The sequence below is a fragment of the Methylobacterium sp. 092160098-2 genome (assembly GCF_028920805.1).
Classification (GTDB): Bacteria; Pseudomonadota; Alphaproteobacteria; order Rhizobiales; family Beijerinckiaceae; genus Methylobacterium; species Methylobacterium fujisawaense.
The window spans coordinates 1,249,518-1,275,015 of sequence record NZ_JAQPZJ010000002.1 but is presented as its reverse complement, the minus strand read 5'-3'; the positions used below and the strand labels follow the sequence as shown (position 1 = coordinate 1,275,015).

The 25,498-nt window shown below is 61.0% G+C and carries 19 protein-coding genes and 5 pseudogenes; 15 read left to right on the top strand and 9 right to left on the bottom strand.

Going from position 1 to position 25,498, the window contains the following annotated elements; genetic code table 11:
* The first annotated feature begins 52 nt into the window (after positions 1 to 52).
* Positions 53 to 763 carry an SDR family NAD(P)-dependent oxidoreductase gene (locus PQI07_RS31655; protein WP_274928824.1) on the top strand — a complete coding sequence of 237 codons (711 nt, stop codon included), beginning with the start codon at positions 53 to 55 and terminating at the stop codon, positions 761 to 763.
* A gap of 340 nt (positions 764 to 1,103) precedes the next feature.
* Here PQI07_RS31655 and PQI07_RS31650 read toward each other — a convergent pair whose 3' ends face one another.
* On the bottom strand, positions 1,104 to 3,359 hold the full coding sequence (locus PQI07_RS31650; RefSeq protein ID WP_274928823.1) for a TonB-dependent siderophore receptor: 2,256 nt from the start codon (positions 3,357 to 3,359) through the stop codon (positions 1,104 to 1,106).
* 327 nt (positions 3,360 to 3,686) lie between these two features.
* On the opposite strand from PQI07_RS31650, the gene PQI07_RS37990 reads away from it, so the two are divergent.
* The 6 genes and pseudogenes from PQI07_RS37990 to PQI07_RS31625 all read left to right on the top strand — a co-directional run bounded on the left by PQI07_RS37990 (position 3,687) and on the right by PQI07_RS31625 (position 7,269).
* Entirely contained in the window at positions 3,687 to 4,094 is a 408-nt protein-coding gene (locus PQI07_RS37990; protein WP_446720995.1) for a transposase, read from the top strand.
* A 285-nt stretch (positions 4,095 to 4,379) separates the two neighbouring features.
* Positions 4,380 to 4,529 (top strand): annotated as a pseudogene (locus PQI07_RS31645) (IS630 family transposase); the annotation flags it as partial.
* Between the two features lie 471 nt (positions 4,530 to 5,000).
* Positions 5,001 to 5,687, top strand: coding sequence for an MFS transporter (locus tag PQI07_RS31640; RefSeq protein ID WP_342462677.1), 687 nt, complete (start codon positions 5,001 to 5,003; stop codon positions 5,685 to 5,687).
* A 45-nt stretch (positions 5,688 to 5,732) separates the two neighbouring features.
* Positions 5,733 to 6,014 carry an MFS transporter gene (locus tag PQI07_RS31635; protein WP_274928822.1) on the top strand — a complete coding sequence of 94 codons (282 nt, stop codon included), beginning with the start codon at positions 5,733 to 5,735 and terminating at the stop codon, positions 6,012 to 6,014.
* A gap of 105 nt (positions 6,015 to 6,119) precedes the next feature.
* Positions 6,120 to 6,260 (top strand): hypothetical protein, encoded by a 141-nt coding sequence (locus PQI07_RS31630; RefSeq protein ID WP_274928821.1) that lies wholly within the window; start codon positions 6,120 to 6,122, stop codon positions 6,258 to 6,260.
* Between the two features lie 58 nt (positions 6,261 to 6,318).
* Positions 6,319 to 7,269 (top strand): D-2-hydroxyacid dehydrogenase family protein, encoded by a 951-nt coding sequence (locus tag PQI07_RS31625; RefSeq protein ID WP_274928820.1) that lies wholly within the window; start codon positions 6,319 to 6,321, stop codon positions 7,267 to 7,269.
* A 643-nt stretch (positions 7,270 to 7,912) separates the two neighbouring features.
* On the opposite strand, the gene PQI07_RS31620 is transcribed toward PQI07_RS31625, so the two are convergent.
* The 3 genes and pseudogenes from PQI07_RS31620 to PQI07_RS31610 all read right to left on the bottom strand — a co-directional run bounded on the left by PQI07_RS31620 (position 7,913) and on the right by PQI07_RS31610 (position 11,531).
* Complete coding sequence (locus tag PQI07_RS31620; RefSeq protein ID WP_274928819.1) at positions 7,913 to 8,881, bottom strand: transporter family protein; 969 nt, start codon at positions 8,879 to 8,881, stop codon at positions 7,913 to 7,915.
* A gap of 339 nt (positions 8,882 to 9,220) precedes the next feature.
* Positions 9,221 to 10,049 (bottom strand): annotated as a pseudogene (locus tag PQI07_RS31615) (outer membrane protein).
* 1,272 nt (positions 10,050 to 11,321) lie between these two features.
* The gene (locus tag PQI07_RS31610) at positions 11,322 to 11,531 is read right to left on the bottom strand and encodes a hypothetical protein (RefSeq protein ID WP_274928818.1); all 210 of its coding nucleotides are present in this window, start codon (positions 11,529 to 11,531) and stop codon (positions 11,322 to 11,324) included.
* A gap of 263 nt (positions 11,532 to 11,794) precedes the next feature.
* On the opposite strand from PQI07_RS31610, the pseudogene PQI07_RS31605 reads away from it, so the two are divergent.
* From PQI07_RS31605 to PQI07_RS31595, 3 genes and pseudogenes are all read left to right on the top strand, one after another.
* Positions 11,795 to 12,064 (top strand): annotated as a pseudogene (locus PQI07_RS31605) (hypothetical protein); the annotation flags it as partial.
* A gap of 78 nt (positions 12,065 to 12,142) precedes the next feature.
* Positions 12,143 to 13,186 carry an IS110 family RNA-guided transposase gene (locus PQI07_RS31600; RefSeq protein WP_274928817.1) on the top strand — a complete coding sequence of 348 codons (1,044 nt, stop codon included), beginning with the start codon at positions 12,143 to 12,145 and terminating at the stop codon, positions 13,184 to 13,186.
* Positions 13,187 to 13,899: 713 nt separating this feature from the next.
* On the top strand, positions 13,900 to 14,223 hold the full coding sequence (locus PQI07_RS31595; protein ID WP_274928816.1) for a hypothetical protein: 324 nt from the start codon (positions 13,900 to 13,902) through the stop codon (positions 14,221 to 14,223).
* A 60-nt stretch (positions 14,224 to 14,283) separates the two neighbouring features.
* Here PQI07_RS31595 and PQI07_RS31590 read toward each other — a convergent pair whose 3' ends face one another.
* Complete coding sequence (locus PQI07_RS31590) at positions 14,284 to 14,487, bottom strand: hypothetical protein (RefSeq protein ID WP_274928815.1); 204 nt, start codon at positions 14,485 to 14,487, stop codon at positions 14,284 to 14,286.
* Between the two features lie 231 nt (positions 14,488 to 14,718).
* On the opposite strand from PQI07_RS31590, the gene PQI07_RS31585 reads away from it, so the two are divergent.
* Positions 14,719 to 14,847, top strand: a complete 129-nt coding sequence (locus PQI07_RS31585) for a hypothetical protein (RefSeq protein ID WP_274928814.1) — start codon at positions 14,719 to 14,721, stop codon at positions 14,845 to 14,847.
* A 1,221-nt stretch (positions 14,848 to 16,068) separates the two neighbouring features.
* A complete protein-coding gene (locus tag PQI07_RS31580) occupies positions 16,069 to 17,127 on the top strand; it encodes an AraC family transcriptional regulator (RefSeq protein WP_274928813.1) in 1,059 nt (352 codons plus the stop codon).
* Between the two features lie 582 nt (positions 17,128 to 17,709).
* On the opposite strand, the gene PQI07_RS37985 is transcribed toward PQI07_RS31580, so the two are convergent.
* Positions 17,710 to 17,961, bottom strand: coding sequence for a helix-turn-helix domain-containing protein (locus tag PQI07_RS37985; RefSeq protein ID WP_446720994.1), 252 nt, complete (start codon positions 17,959 to 17,961; stop codon positions 17,710 to 17,712).
* 416 nt (positions 17,962 to 18,377) lie between these two features.
* Entirely contained in the window at positions 18,378 to 19,775 is a 1,398-nt protein-coding gene (locus PQI07_RS31570) for an adenylate/guanylate cyclase domain-containing protein (protein ID WP_274928812.1), read from the bottom strand.
* Positions 19,776 to 20,272: 497 nt separating this feature from the next.
* Here PQI07_RS31570 and PQI07_RS31565 point away from each other — a divergent pair.
* A pseudogene (locus tag PQI07_RS31565) lies at positions 20,273 to 21,311 on the top strand (IS3 family transposase); the annotation flags it as partial.
* A gap of 2 nt (positions 21,312 to 21,313) precedes the next feature.
* Here PQI07_RS31565 and PQI07_RS31560 read toward each other — a convergent pair.
* Entirely contained in the window at positions 21,314 to 23,380 is a 2,067-nt protein-coding gene (locus tag PQI07_RS31560) for a recombinase family protein (RefSeq protein WP_274928811.1), read from the bottom strand.
* A complete protein-coding gene (locus PQI07_RS31555; protein WP_139231676.1) occupies positions 23,370 to 23,582 on the bottom strand; it encodes a hypothetical protein in 213 nt (70 codons plus the stop codon). The genes PQI07_RS31560 and PQI07_RS31555 overlap by 11 nt, the downstream gene beginning before the upstream one ends.
* A gap of 783 nt (positions 23,583 to 24,365) precedes the next feature.
* Between PQI07_RS31555 and PQI07_RS31550 the strand changes: the two genes are divergently transcribed.
* Together PQI07_RS31550 and PQI07_RS31545 are read left to right on the top strand one after the other, a co-directional pair.
* Positions 24,366 to 24,806: a VirK family protein gene (locus PQI07_RS31550; RefSeq protein ID WP_274928810.1), complete on the top strand. Its 441-nt coding sequence runs from the start codon at positions 24,366 to 24,368 to the stop codon at positions 24,804 to 24,806.
* A gap of 152 nt (positions 24,807 to 24,958) precedes the next feature.
* Positions 24,959 to 25,234, top strand: a pseudogene (locus PQI07_RS31545) (transposase); the annotation flags it as partial.
* Positions 25,235 to 25,498: the final 264 nt, after the last annotated feature.

Genomic DNA, 25,498 nt, shown 5'->3' with positions numbered 1-25,498 from the left:
GCACTCTGGCATTGGGTTAGCTGAAGTTCTATGCAACCAAGAGAGGTATATTATGAGTGTGGACCGGAAAGTTGCTGTAATCACGGGGGCTTCGCGCGGCCTCGGCGAATCGATTGTCAAGGCATATCGTGAGCGCGATTACCGCGTTGTCGGGACATCTCGATCAATTACCTCGTCTAACGATCCCGATTTTTTGGCAATCCCTGGTGACATTGCGGATCCGGAAACGGGCAAACGCGTCATTGCTGCTGCTCTGGAACGGTTCGGTCAGGTTGATACGTTGATCAATAACGCGGGCATATTCATACCCGGGCCGTTTGAGAAGTATACGGAACAGAACTATAAAGACGTTCTTGCAACCAATCTAAACGGATTTTTCTTCATAACCCAGCATGCTATCGAAGCTATGCTGAAACAAGGAAGTGGTCACATCGTCCAAATCACCACTACTTTGGTCGAGCACGCCAACTCAAACGTTCCTGCGGTGCTGGCGTCGATTACGAAAGGTGGCCTCACTGCCGCGACACGCGGCCTAGCGATCGAGTATGCCTCCCGCGGCATCCGGGTAAATGCGGTGGCTCCCGGCATGATCAAAACACCTCTTCATAGTCCCGAGACGTACGACGCTGTGGCAGCGCTCCATCCCCTCAATCGAATGGGTGAACCCGAAGATATTGCGCAGGCAATTCTGTACCTGGAGGATGCCACCTTTGTTACTGGCGAGATCATCCACGTAGATGGCGGCCAGATCGCGGGCCATTGATCTCTAGAGCCGGTCCCACGCCGCTCGAGACGGGTTCGCGGGTAGCGCGTTAGTGGGTGAAGGAGCTTGCCGATGCCTTCACCCTTATCTACGGACCTGAGTGAGCGTATCGTGGTGACTTGGCCGGCTGGCTTTGGACCGGGCTGATTGAGAGGATCAGCCAGGAGTGGGGGAGTGGAACAGGCGGCGAGGTCAGAAGACGAGCGCAGTGCAGGTGCTGCTGAAGCCGCGCCAGATCAGCGGTAAGCGCAGGCTGACGTAGCTGACGATTGTGGCCATGAGCCCCAGAGCGGCCGATCCTCGAGAAGACGCTATGACCATCGAGAACCACCGATGCACCTCACCACTTGTAGCTCAGGCTCGCCGTGACTCGCCGCGCCTCGCCGTAGAAGCAGGCGTTGATCGACGTGCACGAAGACACAAAGCGCTTGTCGAAGATGTTGGCGGCGTTGATGGCGAACCGCCATTTGCCGCTGGTGTAATGCACCAGCGTGTCGAACAGCACCCGCTCCGGCACTTTCAGGGAGTTATCGGTCGTCGCGTAGGAGTGCCCAACATAGCGTACGCCGCCGCCGAAGCCGAAGCCCGCGAATTCGCCAGTGGGGATCGTGTAGTCGCCGAACACCGACGCAAAGCTCTGCGGCACACCTGCCGGGGTCCGGCCAACGTTGTCGCCGCGCTCGATCTTCAACTCGTAGTTCGTCACCGAGGCGATGACGTTGAAGTTGGGCGTGATGTTGGCCGTCACCGAGGCTTCGGCGCCTCGCGAACGCGTCAGCCCGAGCTGCAGTGAGTTGTTGGGATTGTTCGGATCGACGGACAGCGAATTGTTGAGCGCGAGATCGAAGAACGCGGCGGCAAACAGCAGGTCCACGCCTGGCGGCTGGTACTTCACACCGGCCTCGTACTGTTCGCCCGTGGTCGGCTTGAACGGCTGCCCGAAGACGTTCGTGCCTACCTGCGGGTTGAACGAGGTCGCGTAGGAGACATAGGGCGCTAGCCCGAAGTCGAAGTTGTAGATCAGCGCGAAGCGCTCGGTGGCCGCGTTGGCGTTCTGGGTCGTGCGGGCGACCGGACTGGCGAGCTTATCGTTGACCTCGTTGGTGGTGAAGTCGCCGCGGCCGGAGGCGATCAGGGTCAGCTCAGGCGTGAGCTTGATCTGGTCCTGCACGTAGATGCCGGTCTGCTGGAACACGTCGAAGTTGACGAGGTAGGGCGAGACTGCTCCAGTCGGGCTGACGAAGTTCGGTGCCGCCAGATTGAACGGGTCCACGCCGAAGAACGTGCCCTGATTGTCGTTCAGACTGAAGTACTTGTAGTCGATGCCCATCAGGAACGTGTGGCCGAACAGTCCGTCGTTAAAGCGCGCGACCGCTTGTGTGTCGACGTTGAACAGACGCTGTGTCGAGGTAGCCTGAAAGCGGTAGCGGCTGAGCTGAGTCTGGCCGAGCGGGTCCACGTAGCCGAGGCCGCCGCTAAGTGAGTTGTCGTAAGTCTGCGCGAAGGCGAGGCGCGCGTTCTGGCGCACCGTCCAGACCTCGTCGAACACGTGCTCGAACTCGTAGCCGATCATGGCCTGCGTGCGTCGGAACCGGTTCTGGATGTCATCCTGGGTGTTGTACGAGCGCGGGATCCGTAGGCCTTCGGCCTGCGGGCGCACGGTGCCGTAATAGGGCAGGAACGCGTTGATGCGTCCGTTCTCGTCGTGCTGGAAGCTCGACAGGATCGTGAACGTCGTTGAGCCGTCGGGCTTCCAAGTGAAGGCAGGGGCGATGTAGCCGACGTTGTCCTCGACGCCGTCGACCTGCGTGCCGCCGTTCCGCCCGATGGCGGTTAGGCGATAGAACAAGTGGCCATCTGCGTCGGCAGGGCCGCCGATGTCGAAGGCGAGATACTTCTGCCCGAACGAACCGCCACCCGCTTCGATGTAGCCAAAGGGCTGCAGGGTCGGATGCTTGGTCTCAAGATTGACGACGCCGCCAGGGCTACCCTGGCCGAATAGCACGGCGGCTGGGCCGCGTAGGATGTCGATGCGCTCCAGGCCGAACTGCTCGACCTTGAAGCTCCCGAAGCCGAAATTCAGGAGCTGCAGCCCGTCCCGGTACAGTCCGGTGTCGCTCGTGGTGAAGCCGCGGATCAGGAAGAAGTCGAGGCGCGGGTCTGGCCCGAAGGGGCTACCGAACACACCTGGCGCGTACTGCAGGGCTTCCGAGACCGACTGGGCCTTCTGTGTGTCGAGTTGCTGGCGCCCGATGACGGTGATCGATTGCGGCGTCTCGATCAGCGGGGTGTCGGTCTTTGTGGCGGTGAGCGAGCGCTTGGCAACGAAGCCGGTGATTGGGCCACGCGGATCCTCAGATACCGGACCGACAGCCACCGGGCCGGCGCCGCCCTGGCCGGTGACGCTCAGCTCCTCGAGTTGCACGCTCGATTGTGCGGTCTGGTTAACCGGGTTGTTCGCCCGTGGGCGCGGCGGCGTCGCATCCTGCGCCAGGGCCGGCCCGACTGCGATCAGGGTGGCTTGGGTCAGGATGGCGAGCGAGGCGCCTGCGAGCAAGCCGCGCAGCGCGCTGGGACGGGGGGTGAAGAGCCTCATACCGTGTGAACCTGGGTGTCTCGTGCACGCAGCCGACCGCGCTCGCCGAACGAAATCCTCAGCGTCGCCGCAATTTTGAATGATGCTAAACTACTGTTATATTTGACTTTTCTCGTGTGACGGATACGTGCGGTCAAGCTCGGCGACAAGGCTGAAGACGAGGGTCGGGCTCGAAACATGGCCATATGTTGCGATAGAGACACGGCCGTGCAGGAGCTGAACGCCTCCTTTCGATGAGATACCGGGATATGCCGCCTATATTGCCCGGCCTACAATAGTAGTTATTATTTTTATACGTATGGCATTCTGTACAGGGTAATTCAGAGTATGTTTCATAAACTTAGAACACCTTCTGGTAATGACATCGGCAGCTCATATGAGTTGTCAGACGCACAGTGGGAAAAGATTGAACCCATGATTCTAAAAAGACTATCGGGCATTAGAAAAGACGACAGACTTATTATATCAGGCATAATATATATGGGACTGAGCGGATATCGATGGGCGGATTGCCCCAGATATTACGGCGAGCACAGTACGGTTCATGGGCGATATAGATCATGGCGACATCCAAAATTCTGGAATGAAATTATAGAAATGTTCGAGGCGAATAGATGGGCCGCGGAAGCGCGGGCTATGCATGCTAACTCAGTGCTACGGAATAGACCTTTGCAGCGTGGTCTTAGAATTGATCGCCGGTGGCGCCAATCATATCAATATCGATCTTGTGATTAGTTATTTTTGAAAACTTCATCAATCCGTAAGATGGAACTAAAGAGACTGCCCGCTGTGGCGGTTGTAGATCGTCGTGGGTGGACCATACTCGGACAACACTTTGTGGATCGCGCCGGTGCAAACGGCTTCGTGCACGTTGGCCGGCGTGGTCTCGGTGTGGACGACTGGCCGCGGCAGGCCGGAATTGCAGGTTTCCGTAAGATGAACCATGTACTATTGGTTGAACTTTGACGGTTGAGTCCGTCTTGGGTTTCGGTTCGGGCTGTGTCCCCCGAGTCTGGCGGGATGCGCAGTTGCATCTCCTTCTCGCTTGCCGCCTCGGATCGCCTTCGGCTCGAAGCCCTCGTGGCTGACCGGAATACACCGCAGAAGCATGTCTGGCGCGCTCGCATCGTGCTGCTGAGCGCCAATGGTCTGGGTACTCATGCGATCATGCGTGAGGCGGGCGTGTCCAAGACCGCGGTCTGGCGCTGGCAGGAGCGCTTCGCAGCGGCTTCACCTTCCACTTCACGCCCACCTCCGCCTCCTGGCTCAACGCCGTCGCGGGCTTCTTCGCCAAGCTCGCGAGGCGCCGGCTGCGACGGGGCGTGTTCGGATCGAGGCAGCCGCAACGAGTGCTCTTCGATCGGGATGCGGATCGTCCGATGACGCACTCGTGAGGCAACAGACCCAGCGGAGGTACCGACGAGAGCATCATCGAGAAACAATACGTCGTGAGAATGCCGGCCTCGCTCGCGCCGACCTTCCTAGGCAGGGTCGGACTTGCGTCGCGCGGCCATAGCCAGCCGGCGCGCCGTTCCGCCCACGCTGCAGGCCCTAGGTCGAATACAGAAAAGTATACGATCCAGGGAGGAACGCATGAGCGAAGACATCGAGGCGCGCACGATGCGCCGCGTCTAGTGGCGGCTGATCCCGTTCCTGTTCCTCCTTCTGGTCGTCAACTATCTCGACCGGGTCAACATCGGCTTCGCGGCCCTGCGCATGAACGCCGACCTCGGTCTCAGCGCCAGCGCGTTCGGGTTCGGGGCGAGCATCTTCTTCGTCGGGTACGCACTGTTCGAGGTGCCCTCGAACCTGATCCTGCACAAGGTCGGAGCGCGCGTCTGGATCGCCCGCATCCTAGTCAGCTGGGGGTTGGTCTCGGGCTGCATGGCCTTCGTCCATGGCGAGACGAGCTTCTACATCCTCCGCTTCCTCCTCGGCGTCGCGGAGGGCGGCTTCCTGCCCGGCATCGTGTACTACCTGACCCAGTGGTTCCCGATCGAACACCGCTCGAAGGCGAACTCGGGCGTGGTCGCGGCGACCGCCGTGGCTTCCGTGGTCGGCTCACCCCTGTCCGGCGCGATCCTGACCTACATGCCTGAAGCGCTCGGCCTGCGCAGCTGGCAGTGGATGTTCCTCTTCGAGGCCGCTCCGGCTGTCCATCTGGGCATCGCCGTCCTGTTCTGGCTGACGGAACGCCCCGAGGCCGCGCGCTGGCTACCAGCCGACGAGAAGACTTGGCTGGCACGACGCCTGCGCGAGGTAGAGAACCCCTCGGCAACCGAGGGCGATTTCCCGTTCTGGCGCGTCGCCCGGCTCGGGCGCGTATAGGCCCTCGCCGCGCTTTTCACCTGCTTCCTGACGGCGTTCTACGGCGTGCTGCTGTGGCTGCCCCAGATCGTCAAGGCGTTCGGCGGACTCACCGACGTCGAGGTCGGCCTGCTTTCGGCTCTACCGTTCCTGTGCGGTGCGACCGCGATGCTGCTCTGGGGGCGCCATTCCGACCACAAGCGGGAGCGGAAATGGCACTTGGCCGCCGCGCTGAGCCTGGGAGGCCTGGGTCTTCTCGGAAGCGCCTACGCGCCGGACATGACGGCGAGCTTTGCATGCCTATGCGTGGCCGCCGCCGGCATCTGGGGCGGCCTGGGGATCTTCTGAAGCCTCACCGGCGATTTTCTCTCCGGGGGAGCCCGCGCGGCCGGTATCGCGCTCATCAACACGCTGGCCCAGCTCGGCGGCCTCATCGGTCCCTGGATGACCGGCGTGATCCGCGATTGGGCCGGCAGCTTCTCGGCGGCGCTCGCCGCGATGGCCTGCTCCGCGTTCCTCGCCGCGCTGATCGCGGCGCTCCTGACCGACCGGCTCGCCACTGCCGAGCCGGCCTCCGAGACCGTGGTTGCCTGACATGCACGACGCCGCATCTGCCGAAGTTTCGGGAAGCAAGGCGCCCCGCGGCCTGCGGGTGGCCGTCCTCGACGACTACCAGCGCGTGGCGCTCGAGTACGGGGATTGGGAGCGGCTCGGCCCCGATCTCGATGTGACCGTGTTCGACCGCAATCTCGCTCTCGAAGACGCGAAGGTCGCGCTCGCGCCCTACGACGTGCTCTGCCTCATGCGCGAGCGCATGGCCCTGCCGAGCACGCTGATCGAGGCCCTGCCGAACCTTCGGCTCGTGATCTTCACGGGTGTTCGAACCCGCTCGATCGAATTCGCGGCGCTCGCCGAGCGGGGGATCGTCGCCTGCCACACAGGCGGAGGAGAGATGCAGCCTGCTACGGCCGAATTGACCTGGGGCCTTATTCTCGCGGCTATGCGCTATCTGCCGCGTGAGATGGCAGGCATGTGGGACGGCGCTTGGCAGACTACGGTTGGCTCCGTCCTCGAGGGTCGCACCCTCGGCCTCCTCGGTCTCGGCAAGCTCAGGCAGCGCGTGGCGGCGATCGGCGCAGCCTTCGGAATGCACCGGATCGCCTGGAGCCCCAATCTCGACGCCGAGCGCGCTGGGACTGCCGGCGTCGCCCTCGTGGACAAGGATGAGCTCTTCGCGGCCTCGGATGTCCTGACCCTGCACATGGTGTTGAGCCCGGCGACCCGGCATCTCGTCGGCGCGCGAGAACTCGGCCTGATGAGGCCGGGGGCATTGCTCGTGAACACGTCGCGCGGTCCGCTGATTGACGAGACGGCGTTGATCGAGACCTTGCGTACCGGCCGTATCCGCGGTGCGGCGCTCGACGTCTACGATCAGGAGCCGTTGCCAGTCGAACACCCTCTGCGCACCCTCGTGAACGCCTACCTCAAGCCGCATCTGGGTTACGTCACGGAAGGATCATACCGTCAATTCTTCCACGATGTAGTGGCGGCTATCGCCGCTTGGCAGACAGGCGCTCCGATCAACGTGGCATCAGGCAGCTGAAGCGCCGCCCAGTGACCTTCCATAAATTTGCGGGGCGTGTCGCAAACCCGGGTACGGAGCGCAGGATGTAGATCGGCGTTGAAGCAGCCCCCGGCCGAAGCCAAGGTAGCGCGTTGTTATCACTAGCAAAATCGAGAAGTGCGCAGGGTTCCGGTCGGCGCCGACCTGGACCCGCCCTAGACAAAAAATGGCTTTTTGTTGAGGATGTTACCGTCATTCCGAGAGGGGTTCCGGTTCGGCGCTTGTCCGCACTTCCGCCACATTGAGCCCTACCGCACCAGCCATCAGAGCGCATTACGCTCTGTTCTCTCGCAGCCGACATCCACCTCTGATAGCGCGATCAACCTGAGAGCGGATCCCTCAAAGATCTCTGTTCTGTCGCGGGCGAGAGCCGTCCTCACACAGCCCTGAGATGGCTGACGCTCCAGGAATTCGCCTTGGCGGCCATCCCGCAGGCCACCGAATGAGCCCCGGAGGCTCACTTTTTGGCCGGAACAAGCTCAGGCGGGCCTTCATCAGAAGGCAGATCGAATTATTTACTAAAACGTTTGAAATTCGGCGCAAACGTATTCGCGCCGAACCAGTTGCGCCGAGTTTGTCCTGTCTTCGCGGCAAGATTTGCCGCCTCGTTACCGGGTTTTCCTTATTTCCTGATCAGTGATACGGGCTGTTCATTTGACGCTGCTGCAGTGTATAGGGGCACAATTAGCCTAAAAAACCCATCGGTCGAAAGGTTTTCGCGCGTAATACCACCGGCCGAAATAAACGTCGCACGTGTAGCGACATCACGTGCTACGTAGATCTGAGTTTGGAATGAGCCGAAATCATAGCCAATCAAGCCGCCAAGGGCGAAACGGCCGTTTTTAGTTCCTGAAAGTGGATTGAAGCTCAAATCAGTTGTCCCGTAGCCTATCGCTCCAATTTCAAATTTTCCGAATTTCTTTGTCGCAGTCAGCCCGAGGTTTAAAGCGTCCGAGACAAAGATCGGTCCTAGAGCTGCACCGACAGGGCCGCCGAACCGGCCAGGCGAATCGTAGAAATTATGTGTCAACTGTGCTGTGAGGTTCCAACCATCGGCTGTGTAGCTGATGGCAAAATCCTGGCGGAAGGCTGTAGAAGAAAGCTGCGGGACTACAGGGGTCGAGCCTCCTGCCCCCACAAAAGAGCCGCGATCACCATTAACGCCATTCAAGTATGTAGCAAAGAGGTAGCTCACTCCGACGCCGCTACCTAGATCCCAAGCTAATGAACCACCGACGAATGATCCCACGTTAACAGAGATATCTCGATTGGGCACGCCGGCTGGATTGCGTGAAAACGCAAATACCGTATCTTGTGAGAGTAAAAACTCAACTCGCGCATCAAGGAACTTCCATGGTGTCGACCAAATTAAAATCGGAATTTCGACTGCGGTGTCAGCTGAAAACCGTTGATCGGTGCGCCGGTACACGAAAGTATTGATAGCGTAGAGGCCCTCCGGGAGCGGGGCTCCAACGGCCAGACCTATGTCTTGGCCCGGTACAGTGGTGGTTTGGGCGTAAGAAGTGGATGCTGATATAACTGACAACACCAACACCGAACCGAACAACCAGCTGTATCTCGTTGTGTTCATTAGTACATCTCCTTATTCTATAAGCTGATGAGATTTGAGCTTGCTACATAGTTTCGCCTCGTGAGTTGAAGCGAATATTTTCTATCGAGTCAGAAAACTCGACAGCCGTCCGCATCGCATGCGCCCTGAGCTTTGCTAATGGTGATCTCAAACGGCCGAGTCGCTTGTTTATGCTGTACACTATAGCCTAAGATCGAACATTGACTACGACCAACCGTCCGCTATACTACGGGCGGGAAATATAAACGCTTGAATTCATGCCCCTCGGGCGCTTCCGATATCGTAGCCAGTTTGCTCAAGCGGAGCGGTAGATGCCAAGCTCGACGGTAAGCATGAACCTTAGTACGTACGGAACTTGTAGTTGAGGCCCGTGCGCACTACGGCGAACTGATCGCCCCGGCGGCCCACGGCATTGAACACCACCGGCGTGTCCGTTGCGCACGAGCGCACCTTGATTGCGGTTATTGCGATCCAGGTTCACGTACAGACCTTCGACCTTGATCGTCACAGCCGACGAATGGAAGAAGTTGAGCCAGCTCTCGGTGAGCAGGGCGTACTCGATGCCACCGCCAGCAGCCCAGCCGGTGCGGAAGCTGTCGTTGCCGGCAAGGCCGCCGAAGCTGCGATCCGAGCTGCCCGAGCCGTAGGCGAAGCCGCCGGTGCCGTACACGAGGGTGTGGTCGAAGGCGTAGCCGATGCGACCGCGGACGGTGCCGAAGTAGTCGAGGCTCGACAGGCCGCGCGGGTCGGTCACCGCAAAGCCGGGCGCCAGACCGCCGTTGATGAAGGCGCTGCGTCGGTCACGGCCGAAGTCGAGGTACTGAGCGTCAGCCTCGATGCCGATCACAACGCCCGAGCCGGGTGTGAACTGATAGTTGTAGCCGATCTGGCCACCGCCGGAGAACCAATCCTGGCTACGGGTGCGGAACGTAGCAGTAGTGCCGGTGGCGGCGAACGGAGCTGGAATCCCGAAGGTCGGATTGCCGTTGTGGCTGCTGGCGTCGAAGGCGTAACCGGCTTTGATACCGGCGTAGAAGCCAGTCCAGGTAAAAACCGAAATTTGAGTGAACATCGGCGGCGGATCAGCCCGACGCTGCAGGTCGGCAGCGGAAGCGACCGTCGAGACCAGAGCCGTGGCGGCGCTGGCGAGGAGACGCTCCTTGATCATCTAGTTCTTGGTCCATTTTTTGATTGTCGAGTGACGCTTGGAACGCTCGATTGCGGTAGGCCGCCAGTGCAAATCAGCAACACTCAAAGCTTATGTATCACTGTTTGACAAAACCCTTCTTCGCCGCATATCGTATTGAAAAAATGTTACAAATGTAACTATATGGATTTGAATGTTTACTTGGCGACTGAGGGCACTCATCATTTATAGCAGTCTTGTTCGCTAAATATCCGATATATTTATGAGATCAACATGGAAAAAGCCAGAATTACAGTATATTGATATTGAATTTGAATATATTATCGCCGCTGAAGTGAATTTAATTACGCCGAGACACATCGATCTGATGCTCGCCGGAGTACAGACTATAATGCATACTCAACCGGCCTTGTAAGTGCGCCGGTCACGAGTTTGCTAAATCATATTGTTGCCTCAAAGTCGTTGCGGGCAACCCGTTGAGCCAAGATTATCGCACCTATTCGTTGATAAATATAAATATAGTTGCCATCCGAAGTCCACTCTTAGTTCCATTCTATATGGTTTCATCTGCAAACATGGATAAGATAGCTCGGGAACTTAAGGTTCGAACTGAGGATCATGGGCCGGCTTTTAAGCCGGGGCGGGAAGCTCGGCGGGTACGGCTAACCACCCCCGAACCTCAGCGTATTCGCCTTTGCGACAGGCCCCGCTGACGATCAGCGGAGCGCAGTCCAGGGTTTTGCAATCTGGACCTTGTAGTATACCTGTGAACTTGGCCGCTGATTTTGCCTCTACCTGAGGAGTTTGAATGACGTTAGATACGCAGCCAGATCGCTTTGATGCGTCGCTCACCCAGTCTCAGACCGGACGCAATCAGAAAAAATCCAACCATCATCAGAGAAAATTTTGGAAGGTGACGCGGCGGCTTCTGACAGAGCTTCTTCCGCAGCGAAGCCGACCAACGCCTTCGAGGGCTTTGGCTCGTTCTCCAATTGACGCTCAAGCTGGCTTGCTGCAGCCGCGTTCCTCGCGGCATTAGGCCGACATATCGGCATGGCTCCCAGCTCCCTGCTGCGGGGCGAAGGTGACGTCCCGTTCAGCTTTTCCATGGCACCTGCGCGGCCCCGCTGGCCGGCTCTGCGGCCCGGGTACAAACAGGTGGTCTGACCATGACGCACCTGAAGACGCTCGCAGTTGTCGCCACTCTCGCCGGCGGTCTCGGCCTCGCCTCGGCAGCCAGTGCTGCGCCGCTGACATTGACCACTGACGGAACCATCGCGGGCACTGCGCACGTCACCGACATCGCTTTCGGCTGCGGTCCAGGCGCTCGGCTTCGGCCCGCCAAGCGTCGCGCTCGGACTGGATCGCTTCGAAGCGGGCGTGCAGCTGCCCGGCGTCGATCGCAGTCTCCATGAGCATGTCCTGTGCAGCGGCGAGCTGCTCGTGCAGCTCGGCGTTCTCTGCCGCCAGGGTCAGGAGGATCGCGGCCACGTCGTCACCCATACCAACCCCGCCTCACAGCCTCAGGGAGGCGGGTGGTAGGACCTGCATGGTTACCGCGTTGGAAAGGATGGCGGCTCGGGACCCGTACTGGTGGTGCCGTCCACAACAGGATTGCTTGTGACCCGCCGATAGGCTCGTGAGCGAGCGCAAGCCAACAGGCTATCCAACCGCCACGCTTCTCCCACGCTCGGTGGCAGAGTGCGGCCAACATGCCGATCCGGCCCGAGCACCGCTACTTCTACCCCAACGACTAGGCGCAGCTCTTGGCTGTGATCCGGTTCGGCCGGGCGAGAGGCTGCTGTGAGGGATGCGGGCGGCCGCACGGACGGATGGTCTACCACCTTGGCGACGGCTGCTGGTGGGACGCAGATGCCGGCCGGTGGCGCGATGGCTGGGGCAGGCGGATCGGAATCGCTGCGGAAGCTGACATCCTCGGCCGTGCCCGTCGGACCAGGGTGGTGCTGGCCGCCGCCCATCGAGACCACGACACCTCGAACAACGCGGACGCCAACCTCGCGGCCTTCTGCCAGCGCTGATGGGGTGGACGGCCCCCGAACGGCATCGCTGTGCCAAGCTGAGGTCGTTGTAGATCTCATGCGAGGAGGCCGTCCGTGGATCAGATTAGCCGCATCGGTATGGATACGTCCAAGCACATCTTCCAGCTGCACGGCGTGAACGCGGCTGAAGAGCCCATTTTGCGCCGAAAACTCCGTCGCAAGGACATGATCGCGTTCTTTGAGCGGCTCACCCCGACGCGCGTCGCCATTGAGGCCTGTGGCGCTTCACACCACTGGGCGCGCCTACTGCGCAGTTTTGGGCATGACGTTCAGCTTATCGCGCCGCAGCTCGTAAAGCCCTACGTCAAACGCGGCAAGAATGACGCCGCCGACGCAGAAGCCCTGTGCGAAGCCATGAGCCGACCGACCATGAGGTTCGTTCCGGTCAAAACCGCCGAGCAGCAGGCCGCGCTCATGATGATCGGCCTACGGGATAGGCTGATCCGCAACCGCACGCAGATCGTCAACGCGATCCGCGGCTATGCTGCTGAGTTTGGTATCACGGCGGCTCAGGGGATCGCGCACGTCGCGCCACTTCTCGTGCGTATTCAGGCCGATCAAGCCCTGCCAAAGCTCGCGCGCGAGCTGTTTGCGCTGCAGGCCATCGAGTACGAACAGGTCCAGGCAAAAATCGTTGCCATCGATCTCAAGCTGGCCGCGTGGCAGCGTGCCGACGCCTGTAGCACGCGCTTGGTGCGGATCCCCGGCATTGGGCCGATCGGGGCCGCGATGCTGATGTTGAAGACCCCTGCGCCTGAGGCGTTCCGATCCGGTCGGCAGTTCGCCGCGTGGATCGGGCTGACCCCCAAGGACCATTCGACAGCCGGCAAGGTCCGGCTCGGCGTCATCACGCGGGCTGGGGACGAGGCTCTGCGCCGTGTCCTCGTTGCCGGAGCCACGGCCCTCGTGCGGCGCGGCCGTGAAGGTCGATGCGGATGGGGGTTGGCCCTCTGGATCAAAGAGCTTCTTCAGCGCAAGGCGCCGAAGCTGGTCGCGGTGGCGGTGGCCAACAAGCTGGCCCGGATCGCCTGGAAGATGATGAGGACGGGCGAAGCCTACGCGGGAGCGCGAGCTCCTGCTACGCCGTGCGCCGTGTAGGGATCGGCAGAGCACGGATCGCCGGAAATTGGCGACCGAGCCGAGCTGATGCGGAAGCTTGTAGGAGGACGGACAGGTGGCGTGATCGATCGATCCGAGACGTCAGCGAACCCGAATGTGACAGTGGCCGATCAAGGTCGCAGCGTTGATTGGGGCTGACGTCGCGGAGCCCATCTTGGCCAGCGTTCATGTGTGAACGCGTCAATAGGCCGGACATATGAACGCAAGCGATCCGATCATCCAAGCTGACTTCATCTTGCGAGCTGGGGGCCGTCCACATATGCCACATGATCCACGATCGGCCGGAGCATCAGCGGCGGCGCTGGCGAACGCTGTTCCGCAGGAAAGCGCTCGGTGACCTGTTTTGGCGGGCCGTAAGCCTAGCGACCTCCAACGCTGGATCGCTGCGATCCCTAAGAAGAGGATGGAGCCCGTTCGCATTTTGTACCTATTGTGCTCCCGACGCGGCAGCCGCAATTAAGAGCCTCTGGTACGGCGGTTGGGTCTCTGGATGCCGCCTATGCCTACCCGCCCGATCCTGATCCGAGTTGCCTTCGCCTTGGTGCTGATGGCTGCCTTGGTGGCACTGGCGGACGGCGTGGCTCAACGTGAGCTTCGGGAGGCGACTGGCGGCACAACCGTGGCCTCTGCTGTGGTAGACGCGCAGCCGGCGAGCACGTCCGATGAGTAACCGCGCGGTCCCTATCCGAGGCGTGGTCCTGCTCGCGATCCTCGTCAGCGCCGTGCCAACCTCGGCCCTGGCAGCCGAGCCGGCCGATCTGCCCGCCCTCGAGCGGGCGTGGCACAGCTGCGTGCGCGAGGCGTATGACCGTCAGCCCGAGCACGGCAGCAAGCCCGGTCGGGAGCGTAATGCCTTGGACGAGTGCAAGCCACACGAGGACGCCTACGTGGCAGCGCTGATGGCAGCCCGTCCAGACGCCGACTTGCCCCTGAATGGCTGGGCGCGTACGTGGGCAGCGTATGTGTCCTTCGTGGTGGATCCAGTGAAGGCCTGGATCGAGGCGCTGCGGCGCTGAATACGACGATGGCGGCCAGATTGATGCTCGGTCGCTGGACAGACGACGGACGACCGGAGATCAGCGGTATAGTCCTTCCGCTTGGAGGCGCCTCAGCAGCGCACGAGCTTGCTCCTGGGCTGCAACGCCCTCCTCTTGCTTCTTGAAGCCATGCTGACACATCGGCATCAGCTCCCGTATCGCCTGATCCATCGCCGAGCCCTCCCACAGGATCAGAACCTTGCGGTCGGTGAGATCCTTGAGGGAGCACCAGAGCATCAGCATGAGGCTCAGTGCCGGCGTTCGTGCCAGTCGGCTGCGGATTCCGACGGAAGCCGGCCACTCATTCCGAGGCGAAGCCGGCCAGCGTTCCGATTTGATGTCGGCCACCATTCCGAGATGAAGCCGGCCAACCGGTAGCCGATATCGGCGACGGATCATCCCCGCGGGTCAGCAACCGCGGCATCCCTGTCCTCGACCACGAGGAGAGCGGGATGCCGGCCAGGAGAGTTGACCATGCGACAGATCAAACAGATGCTGCGTCTCGCCCGCGACGGGGCGAGTTCGCGAGAGATCGCGCGAACGCTGGGCATCGCCTGCTCGACCGTGCATGATACCTCGCTCGGGCAACAGCTACCGACCTGACCTGGCTGCTCGGTCCCATGGGCACCAACACGGCGCTGGAGCAGCCCCTGTTCGCTCGAGCCGGGGTCAAGCAAAGCATGCGCCAGCTGCCTGAGCCCGAATGGCCCTTTCGAATTCGGCAAATGCGCCGCCCCGGGGCCGACCTCAAGGCGCTCTGGAGGGAGTACCGAGCGACCCATCCGCCAGGCTCTCTCTATTCGCGATTCTAAGATCTCTATCGGAAGTTCGAACGCCGCTCACTTCGGTGAAGCACATGCTCGAGCTACAGAGTCGCGACCGCATCTCGCGCAACGCTATCTGTACGACGCTTTTGACCGCGCTTCCCGCTGGACGAATCTGGCCTTAGATCGCGGCTCCGACCCGATGTACAAAGGTGCCACCGACTTCAGTCGACGCTCGCCTTCTAGCCCTAGTGAGGTCCAGCCTCTATGCGCCGTCACTGTTTCGGCGGCCAATCGCACCGCGCGGCACGTGTGTGGACTTCTGACTGGATGCACTGATTATCACGTACTGAGGCAGAGGCAAGCCAATGAATTAAGTCCGGGATTTATTACAGATGTAACCATAAAAGCGCCAAAATGAAACATTTTTGTAATATGATGTCAGGATGAGAGTTAGGCTCAACCCATCCGATGGTAGTGTGCCGATGCGCGGAATTGTCATGCCATTCACAGGACCGACGTTGGATCTTCCGATCGCCAGGACTGAATTTACAATGTATTGGCGTTCCGCCGCCGTGGTTTTTTGCCGCAGGGCGGCACCTACCTTTCAGTAAATGTATTGTTCCTCGAGTTGCGTCTTCAATATCGACTTAATAGTTTATCTTTTCACAAATGCCCGGTTTCAAAATCAAGTTAGAAAAGATCTATTCGTATGTACCATCCGGTGTACACTTACTGAGGTGCATGTCGGTTGCGGTTCATCTGAGCCTGGCGGTGGACAGGTTCAATGACACTCTGCAGCCGGCCTAAAAGGAAGGCGGTCTTAGCTGCGATCAGCGCGGTCGCGGACATGCCACCAGCCTGTATCTGCAATAGCGTGGTGGCGAGCCTGCCCCTGATGCAACCCGGCATGAGTCAAACGCCACAAATCAACAGTTTTGAGTATTGTGTGATCAAGTAACTCGGCTTGCTGCTCAAGTGATAGATAACTCAAACAATCGGAGCCGTTATGACGAATCGTTTCCTGGACTAAAGTAGCCCGATTTCTCGTGGCATCTCCATGGATTTATCGAAGCGAGAAGCCGCTGCCGCCGCTATATGGAGCAAAACCTTGTCGTTGACTACAGATTGGCTCAGCCGACTTTTAGCGATGGTAGCTGTTAGCGGTCGCCTTGATATTCATTGCGTCTATCAGGCTCCGTGGCGCATCGAGCAGCCACAGTCTGAAACAGGGGCAATGCCATATCATGCGATAATTGCGGGTTCGGCAATATTGGAAGACCCAAAAGTCGGTAAACGGCGACATCTAAAAGCAGGCGATATAGTTCTTATTCCTCATGGCGGTGCGCATGTCCTTCATGACGGCAGCGGAGCACCAGCTATACCGTCCAGCATACGACAGGGTCGAAATCTTCTGATTAGCGAGAATACTGGTACCGGTCAGCGTTTAGATATGCTATGTGGGCATATAATACTTGCCAGCCCGGAGGACCGATTAATCCGGGAGTACCTTCCAGAAAATCTCGTCGTACGGAGCGTCGAACCGAATCGAGAAGCGCCAGAAAAAGCTCTAATTTCAGAACTCACGAGTCTAGTTTCGCTCATGCGCTTGGAAGCGGCTTCAGATAGTTTGGGCGGCCGAGCTATGCTCAATGCTCTTTCTGCTGCGATGTTTACCCTGACGCTTCGGTCAGCCAGCCAAGCTCAAGACTCCCCCGTGGGTCTATTAGCCCTTGCCGCCAACCCGCGTCTTGCACCTGCTCTTTCAGCCATTCTTCATGAGCCAAGCAAGGCTTGGACTTTGCCTAAACTTGCCAAACTATGTAATATGTCCAGAGCCACCGCTGCTCGGCAATTCCAAGAAAAACTTGGCCGGTCCGCTAATGATTTGTTATCTGATATCCGGATGACAATGGCCGCACACGAACTTCGAAAGCCGCTTGCCACAATCGGAACTGTAGCGGACCTTGTAGGATACCAGTCGGAGGCGGCATTCCAGCGGGCATTCAAACAGCACATTGGCTTAACGCCAGCAGTTTGGAGACGACAAAATCTGCCTTCGCAGCCTCTTGCTTTGATGTTTGGGGACGGCGCGGCTCAGCATAATTTATCCCCATAGCTTCGAGGATGTTCGCTAAAATCGATGCATCAGCTCGCGCCCAGACCTCAGAAGCAATCCATATACGAAGCAGCGGAGCGATCACTTCGAGCTTAATTGTGTCCTGTCTTGGGCGAGCCGCCTTGACTATCAAATGCGTCGGGTTCCTGACGGTTCCGCTCCCACATTTGGTTCACTCGGGCCTGATCAAACACGGGCAGCTGGCGATTTGGGTTTGAGTGCGCTATGCCGAGGCGGTAATCGGCGCCATGCACTCCATCTATTCTGCGCTCTTCACAGGTGCCATGGCGAGCAGTCGTTACTACGCCGCGCCAAGAACTTCTCGCAATGGGCGGCCGAGGCCATGTAGAGGCTGATGACATTCTCCACCTCCTCGGCAAAGGCCGGGTGTTGCGAGCGCTTGAAGGTGCGGATCCGATGCGGTTGAAGGTTTGCTCCTGCCAGATCCATTGCACGGAGCGCAGTGAGATCCCGGCTCTCGAGGCGATGGCACGTCCGGCTCGGTGCGTGACCTCGTCGGGTGGCTCCGGGCAAGTCGGCGCCAACACCTTGCCTGCCGTCCGGGTGGGGTGAGGTGGGATCCTAGGTGGACGGGTCTTTGTCGCGGAGCGGGTCCGCGACGCCCGCCTCGGCAAAGCGTTGCTGCCAGCGCCAGACGACGGGGTGATTGACGCCAGCCTGCCGCGCCACGTCCTGCACGCTCAGGCGCTCGGCCGCGAGCAGGATGATACACGCCCGCAGGATATGCTCGAGAGGTCGAGATCTATCGCCGGCGATCTCGATCAGCGCTGATTTGGTGGCTTCGTCGGGGAGCACGCAGATGGTCTGAGCCATTGCTCGGACTCGCATGCATTATCCAGCTTGTGAATTTTATAACGGCATCGGTGCACTAGAAGGATTGAAGCTACCGCAATGTGCGCTCGGATGGCTGGATTCGCCGGGAAATCTAAGCGGTGGCCCTTGCTGTCCGCCGCCCGCCTCCGGAGCTTGCTCAAGGCCCCTCCCCGCCTGGAGGCAAGCAGAATACGCTGCGCGTCGTCTGGGACTACGCCGTTGGCACGGTCTCTGTTCGCCTAACGGCCCGACCTCAGGCGGAGCGATCCAAGAATCGGTTCGGAGCGGGTCAAGCATTCCACCCGAAAATTCAGAAAACCTCTGATCCGGCCAAGGTGATTAAGTGGTACATAAACCTGAACGCGACCACAATTTGAGAAATCGGTCGCGCCGCCGGCCAACGCCGAGTCTCGCCGTCACGCGATCTCGTAGATGTTGACGTCCTCATCGATACCCCGCAAAGCGCACCGCTTGGACCGCACCTGTAAGTTCGACAGCAGGCGGATCGAACCAGCGTGTTGCACCACCGGTTCCGTCGCGAAGATCGTACCCGCCCCGGCAAGCTCCTGAACACGTGCTGCTATGTTAACCGTTTGCCCGAAATAATCCTGCCGATCGTTCGAGTTGACGGCGAGACATGGCCCCTCGTGAATGCCGATCTTGAGAATCAGCTCGTCGGTGTCGCGCTCGGCGTTGAACCTATCCATCGCTTCGCGCATGGCGAGCGCGGCGGCCAGAGCGCGGTCCGGCGTGAAGAATGTCGCCATGACTGCATCACCGATCGTTTTCACGACGGCGCCGGACTGCGCGGCAACAATCACATTGAGGATGCGGAAATGCGCGCGCACGAGGTCGTAGGCTCTCAGGTCGCCGACCCTCTCATACAAGGCAGTCGACCCTTTTAGGTCAGTGAACAGGAAGGTCAGACTCAATACCTTCAGACGTTGATCGATCTCCAGCGTGTCGGTCCGGTAGAGATCACGAAAGGTCTGGTTGCTCAAAAGCCGCTTGCCGCTCAGGAACGGTCGCCGTCCGCCAATCAGCGCCTGCAGCGCATCGCCCGCCGAGAACACGCCTGGCAGAACGCGCCCGGCGGTGCGGTTGTCGAGCGTGAGCCGGATCGGTCCGGGCCGGAGCGTATCGCTGGTGGAGCGGCCGCGGTTCTCGCTGAAGACGAGCATGAGGTCCTGGCGTTCGTTTGTCAGATCGCCGTCGAGGGCGATAGTGTGCGTGGCGTGAGTGACCGGATCGAGCACAACCACAGGCTCAGACAGGCGCAGCGACAGAATGATACGCTCACCAGCCTGCAGTTCTGTCGAATCGATCAGGGCGCGCTCGGCTAGTTCGGCGAACGCATCGGGAAAGTCGACAGCGGAGCCGAAAAACACCTGCCGGTGATAGTCCCAAAAGCCGAGACGATCGGGATCATGTGCGCCGATCCGCCGTACCCGCGGACTGACGCGGAAACTCACCTCTACCGTGTCGTCCAACACGGGCTCGGCGTCTAGGGCGCAGAAGGCGCAGTGATAGGTGTCCTGGCGCACACCCCTGAGCGTCGCGTTTGCATCCAGGATGCCGCCGCAGCTTGGGCAGACAACATTCCAAGTCATTTCGAACAAGCCGAGGCGAGCGCTGTGCAGCAACGCACCGATCGCAGTGTCTTCGGGCAGCTGTTGCTCGGCAGCGAAGGAGATCGCGTTGACGGCAGCGAGAGCCGCGTCACTCCCGTCTCGGAGCAAGCGCGCGATCGCGGCGGCAGCCGTGGGATCCGCCAAGCGGTTCAGATTCTCGAGGAGGGCGTCGTTGTCGTGCATCGTCGCAGCCTAGAACATACCGAGGATGCGCGCACCCATGTCGAGGCGCGAGAAGCGGGTTGCGAAGTTCCTAAAATTTATTTGTCCCCGATCGTCAAGCAAGAGCGTCATGGCTCCTCCCCTCGGCGATTCTGGTGCAACTCCTTCAGGCACAACCGATCTTCACAATAACACGTGCGCCTCCCGAGGAAGGCGCTGACCGCAGCAACGCGATGACGCCGGGGTAGCTATAGCGTCTGCACTAGGACGGAAGAGCGTTGATGGTCGGGATCCGAATACTCGCCCAGCTGGGAACGTAGGCTCGTAGCGTGGCGTGCCCCGATGCTGGCCGACGTTCCGACTCCGGATCGTTCCAGGGGCAGCCGTTGCGGCCGATCCAGGCGAACGGCTGTTCAACTGATCCTCCCTCGGTTTTGACTGACGTCCCCTCATCGCTTTGGTCCGATCTGAGTGCGAGTTCTCCGGTTTTGTGAGACCCTGATGGGAGGAGCAGAGCCGTGAAGAAGGGCAGGTACACCGAAGAGCAGATCACCTTCGCGCTGAAGCAGGCCGAGACCGGGACACCGGTCGCGGAGGTGCTGCGCCGGATGGCCATCTCCGAGCAGACATTCTACCGCTGGAAGAAGCTCTACGGCGGCTTGGGCACAGGCGAGTTGCGGCGGCTGAAGCAGCTCGAGGACGAGAACCGCAAGCTCAAGCAGCTCGTGGCCGATCTGAGCCTCGACAAGCACATCCTGCAGGACGTGCTCGCAAAAAAGCTCTGACGCCTGCTCGGCGACGCGAACTCGTGCACCAGGTTCATGAGGTGCACGGGGTGAGTGAGCGGCGCGGCTGCGTCGCGCTCGGCGTCGGCCGGTCGAGCCTCCGCTACCGCTCGACCGAACCCGATCAGGCACCGCTACGGATGCGCATCTGCGATCTGGCCAAGAGCCGGGTGCGCTACGGGTACTTCCGGATCTACATCCTGCTGCGCCGGGAGGGTTGGCGAGTAAACCATAAGCGGGTTCACCGTCTCTACCGGGACGAGGGGCTGAGCCTGCGGCTCAAGCGGCCGCGCCGGAACGTCAGCGGGCACACCATGAGCGTCAGCCTGCGGCACTCCGGCCGAACGAACGCTGGTCGATGAACTTCGTCTCCGACGCGCTGTTCGACGGCCGCCGACTGCGGGCCCTGACGGTCGCCGACGCCTTCACGCGCGAGGCTCTGGTGATCGAGGTCGACCAGGGCATCAAGGGCGGGCAGGTCGTGGCTGTCGTCGGCCGCTTGGCGCTGCTGCGCGAAGCACCACGCGCGATTCAGGTCGATAACGGGCCTGAGTTCGTCTCGAAAGCCCTCGACCGCTGGGCCTACGAGAATGGTGTCACGTTGGACTTCTCGCGCCCCGGCAAGCCGACCAACAACGCGCTGGTCGAGTCGTTCAACGGCCGGCTGCGCGACGAGTGCCTGAATGCGAACTGGTTCTTGTCGTTGGCCGACGCGAGGAGCAAGACCGAGCCGTGGCGGCGGCACTACAACTGCTCATCAGAACGCACATCTCGCTATGTCGTTGATGCGAAGAGGGATTGCTGTGCTGGATGCGGTACCGCGGGGTGTTTGCCGCGGTTGAGTGCCTCCTGTGCGAGGACGCGGGCAGCCGGGCCGTCGAGAGCCGCGCGGCTGAAGACCCAAGGTCCGTCCGCGAGCGGATGCGCTGCATCGATCTCGCCCCGTTCCGCGGCCAGACGAAGGGTTCGCGCGGCAACGCCGACGCGGGCGGCAGCTTGGGTCAGGTTCAGCCAAGGCTCCTCTCCCGCCACGGCCTCGCGGAACACCGGGATGCGGTACTGCGAGCGCAATGCGGTGACGCGCTCGCGCGTGAAGCGGTTGCCGTGCCCCGTCCTCACGCCGTTGCGGTTGAGTACGCCCGCGATCACGTCGTCGCGCGCGATCAAAGCCAGCGTGCGCACCGCTTCGATCACGTCGGCGGGCGTGCTGGTGCGCTGACCGCGTCGCCGACGCGGCAGGCGATGCTCGGTGTGGGCGCCGCCGACCCAATGCACGGTGAGCACGATCTCGGCCCGCACCTCGTCGAGGTCGGCGATCGCCTCGTGGATCAGGGTGCGCACGATCCGCTTCTTGAGCCGCGCATCCGTCGTGGGCGCTGACCAGATGTCCTGCAGGTCCGCGGCGAGCGTCTCCAACGCGATTGGAGGAAGGGCGGGTCGGGGGGCGACCGCGTCGTGCTCGGCAACGCGCGTCTCGCAGGCGCCGACCCGGGACAGAGCGCGGTTCCAGCGCGCTTCGAGTTCGCCGGTCACCAAGCGGTTCTCGGGGTCGGCGGCGTCGTACTGGCGGAAGGCGCGGTCGGCCGCGTAGCGCGCCGCATCCAGATCACGCACCATTGCCTCGCGTGCCTCGTCGCGGCGCATGCTCGCCTGCGACTCGGCTGCCCGCGCCGCCTCGATGGCACCGGGCTGCACCACCGACAGGAGCGCCGCCTCGACGACGTCATCGACACGAAGGCCGCCGAAGGCGATGCAGTTCGGCTCGCCGTAGTCGATCCGCCCGCGGATGCAGGCGTAGAGCGGGATCTGCCCCTTAGCCCCGGTGTACTGGACGCTCAGCTTGCGTCCGCAGCGCCGGCAGCGCAGCAGACCGGAGAGCAGGGCCGAGCCGAGCTTGGGCGCACCACGGGAACTCGTCGGGACGTTCTCGCTCACCATCGCCCGGATCGCCTCCGCCCGCTCCCACGTGACGTAACCCTCATGCGCGCCGGGCTTCAACGCCAGCCACTCCGAGCGCGGCGTGCGCCGGGCCCGCGCCTTGGCGCCGGCCGCGTCGTAGCTGGCCGTGACGCGGCTGCGGCCGTAGGCGTAGGCGCCGCCATAGGCAGGATTGGCGATGAACTCGCGCAGCGTCGAGTAACGGGGGCGGCGCCAGACCACCGGGCCGGCGTTGACGCGGGTCGGCAGATCGAGCCCGTGCTCCAGGAACCAGAGCAGGGCCTGGCGCACGCTGCCCAACTCGGCCACCTTGTCGATGGCCAACCGGATCGCGGCCTGCACACGCCGATCGGGATCCATCTCGAGCCGGTCGCCGGCCTTGAGGAAGCCGACAGGTGCCGCGACCACGAGCTCGCCGCGGCGCGCCTTCTCGTAGCGCGCGGACAGCGAGCGCTGGCGCAGGAGGTCGAGCTCGTACTCGTTGAGGCTGCCCTTGAGCCCGAGGAGCAGGCGGTCGTTGCCCAGGCGCGGCGCGTAGATCGCCTCCTGGTCGACGAGCAGGGTATCGACGACGCGGCACATCTCCACGAGCTGCTGCCAGTCCCGGCTGTTGCGGGCGAAGCGGGAGACCTCGCGGGCGGCGACCGCGCCGACCTTGCCCAGGCAGACCTCGGCGACCATACGTTCGAAGCCGGCGCGCAGCGTGCCGCCGGCGGCCGAGCAGCCGAGATCCTCGTCGATGATCTCGACCTCGGCAAAGCCGAGCCCGACGAGGCGCTCGCGCATGGCGTATTGCAGGGCCTGGCTCTCGCGGTTGTGCTGGACCTGATGGGCCGAGGACTGGCGGACGTAGAGCACGGCTTTGCGGGCCCGGTGCTGCGGGCCGATCTTCTCAGCGCTCATCGGCGCCTCCGGCTCGGACGTCCTGCTGCGAGGATCTGTTGGTATGGGCGACGAGCAGGCGGGCCAGCAGGCGGGTGAGGGTCTGCTGCGTCGCCGTCGGCAGGCTGCTCCAGGCTGGCGGTGTCAGAGTCGACGGCCCTTGCGTCAGGCCGAGGTCGAGCTGCGGGTCCGACCGGCGCGGTCGGCGCGGAGGCTGTGGCATGGCAATCTCCCGAGGACTCGGGCGATGCTAGCGTTGCTCGGCGCGGGACAGGGCCTCTGCCCGCCGCGGCGAGCAGGACGCGCAAGCTCATCAGCGCGGACAAGGCCACGACCGGCTGCGCCGCCGCCCGCATTGCCCCGCACGCGACGGGATCGAGCATCCAGACCGGGATCTCCTGTAGGCGTGCGGCTGGCGCGTCCACGAGTGTGCAGCGCGCGGCCGTACCTGCTGCGCGCCCGATCACCTCGTGAAGGCGAACCGCACGCCCGGCCCATGGATGCCATCCGTAGACGACGACACCGTCGTCGCCAGCGTCGGTACTATGGGTCTTGTGCTGAGGGGTTGTACAACGAGAGCCGGCCTCACACCGCCCTGGGGTGGCGAACACCCCAGGAATTCGCCTTGGCGGCGGCCCTGCAGGCCGCCGAATGAGATCCGGAGGCTCACCTTTCGGCCGGACCAAGATCCGGGGGACCCTCAGTGCACGCGGTGCCATCCATTCGTCCTACCTGCTACACTTGTAACGCAAAAGCGCGGCTCCCGTAATAATTTCATAATGCAGCAACCTCACGCTGGCGGTGGACATTTTCTCGCCGCGCCGAACATATTTTCCCTGAACCAGGACAGACCTTTCAACAAGCAGGCCGACGGAGGCCAACTTATGCCATCTATAAATCTAGAGGCCCATATTATCCCATCCCTCGCAACGACGATCTATGAAAAGTGCCTTTTCCGTCAGGATTAAACTAATCATCAAGCTTCGATCCAAAAAAGGCAGTTTAGATGAAATCGTTAGCGAATAAACTCAACGTTTTCTGCTGGGTGATCTTGCCATTTATTATCTGCATCAGTTTCGAAAGCCGCGCTTCCGATAGCTTTAATCTTGGCGACCTGAGTGAAGCGCTGCAAGCTGGAAAAAATGTTGTTGTGATTGTGAATTCATCAAGATGCAACAACGCAAACTCAGGCGGCACTACCCCGGAAAGCATTTCCGGGCTTCGTATCAATAGTTTCAAGATAATAAAAAACGATAAGTTGCTCTTCTCCGACATGCACCAGGGCATTTCCGCAAAAGGCAATGCTACGTTCGAATATATTCGGTATACATATAGTGCAAACAAAGAGCTAAAACTGCACATTGAAATTTTAGAGACAGGTGAAGTCAAACGTATTGTTGATCTGACGTGCGCAGTTCCCGGCGGGGCAAGATTTGTATGGCAGTAATTTTTTGACTGCCTAGCGGGTGGAGAGCCTGACTCTGATATCTAAGCTCGACTTTGGCCATTTGCGGCGCATCGAGTTAGCGGAGGTGACCTGACCGACTAGCTTTGGACCGGGCTGATTGAGAGGATCAGCCAGGACGAGAGGAGTCGGCGATGCGGCGAGGTCAGAAGACGAGCGCGGAGCAGCTCGTGCTGAAGCTGCGCCAGATCGAGGTGCAGACGGCCTAAGGCAAAAGCTTAGCACTGGCGTGCGAGGCGGAGATCTCCGAGCAGAGTGACTCACGCTGGCGCAAGGAGTACGGCGGCCTCCAGGTCGACCAGGCCCAGAAGATGAAGGACCTGGAGCGCGAGAACGCTCGATTGCGGCGGCTCGTGGCCGATCTGTCGTTGGTGAGTCAGGTGCTGACGGACGTCGCCTCGGGAAACTTGTTCTCTATTCGGGGTTCATCGGTCAACGCCCTTTCGTGCGCATCCTGGTTCGACGCGTGATCGGCCCTGTGGAGCTCTTGCTTCTCTCCGAGGTCGGCGAGCGCCGCCTCATGATGGGGTTAGAGGGAGTGGGCGGATCCATCTAAGCCGCGCGCCCGGCAGAACCGACGCTCGAGTTTCCTCGGTCTCACCCGCTCCCATCGTCCCCACAGGGACCTCCTCCACGCCGGAGGAGCTCGGTGTTACGTGATGCTGATCCGTAAG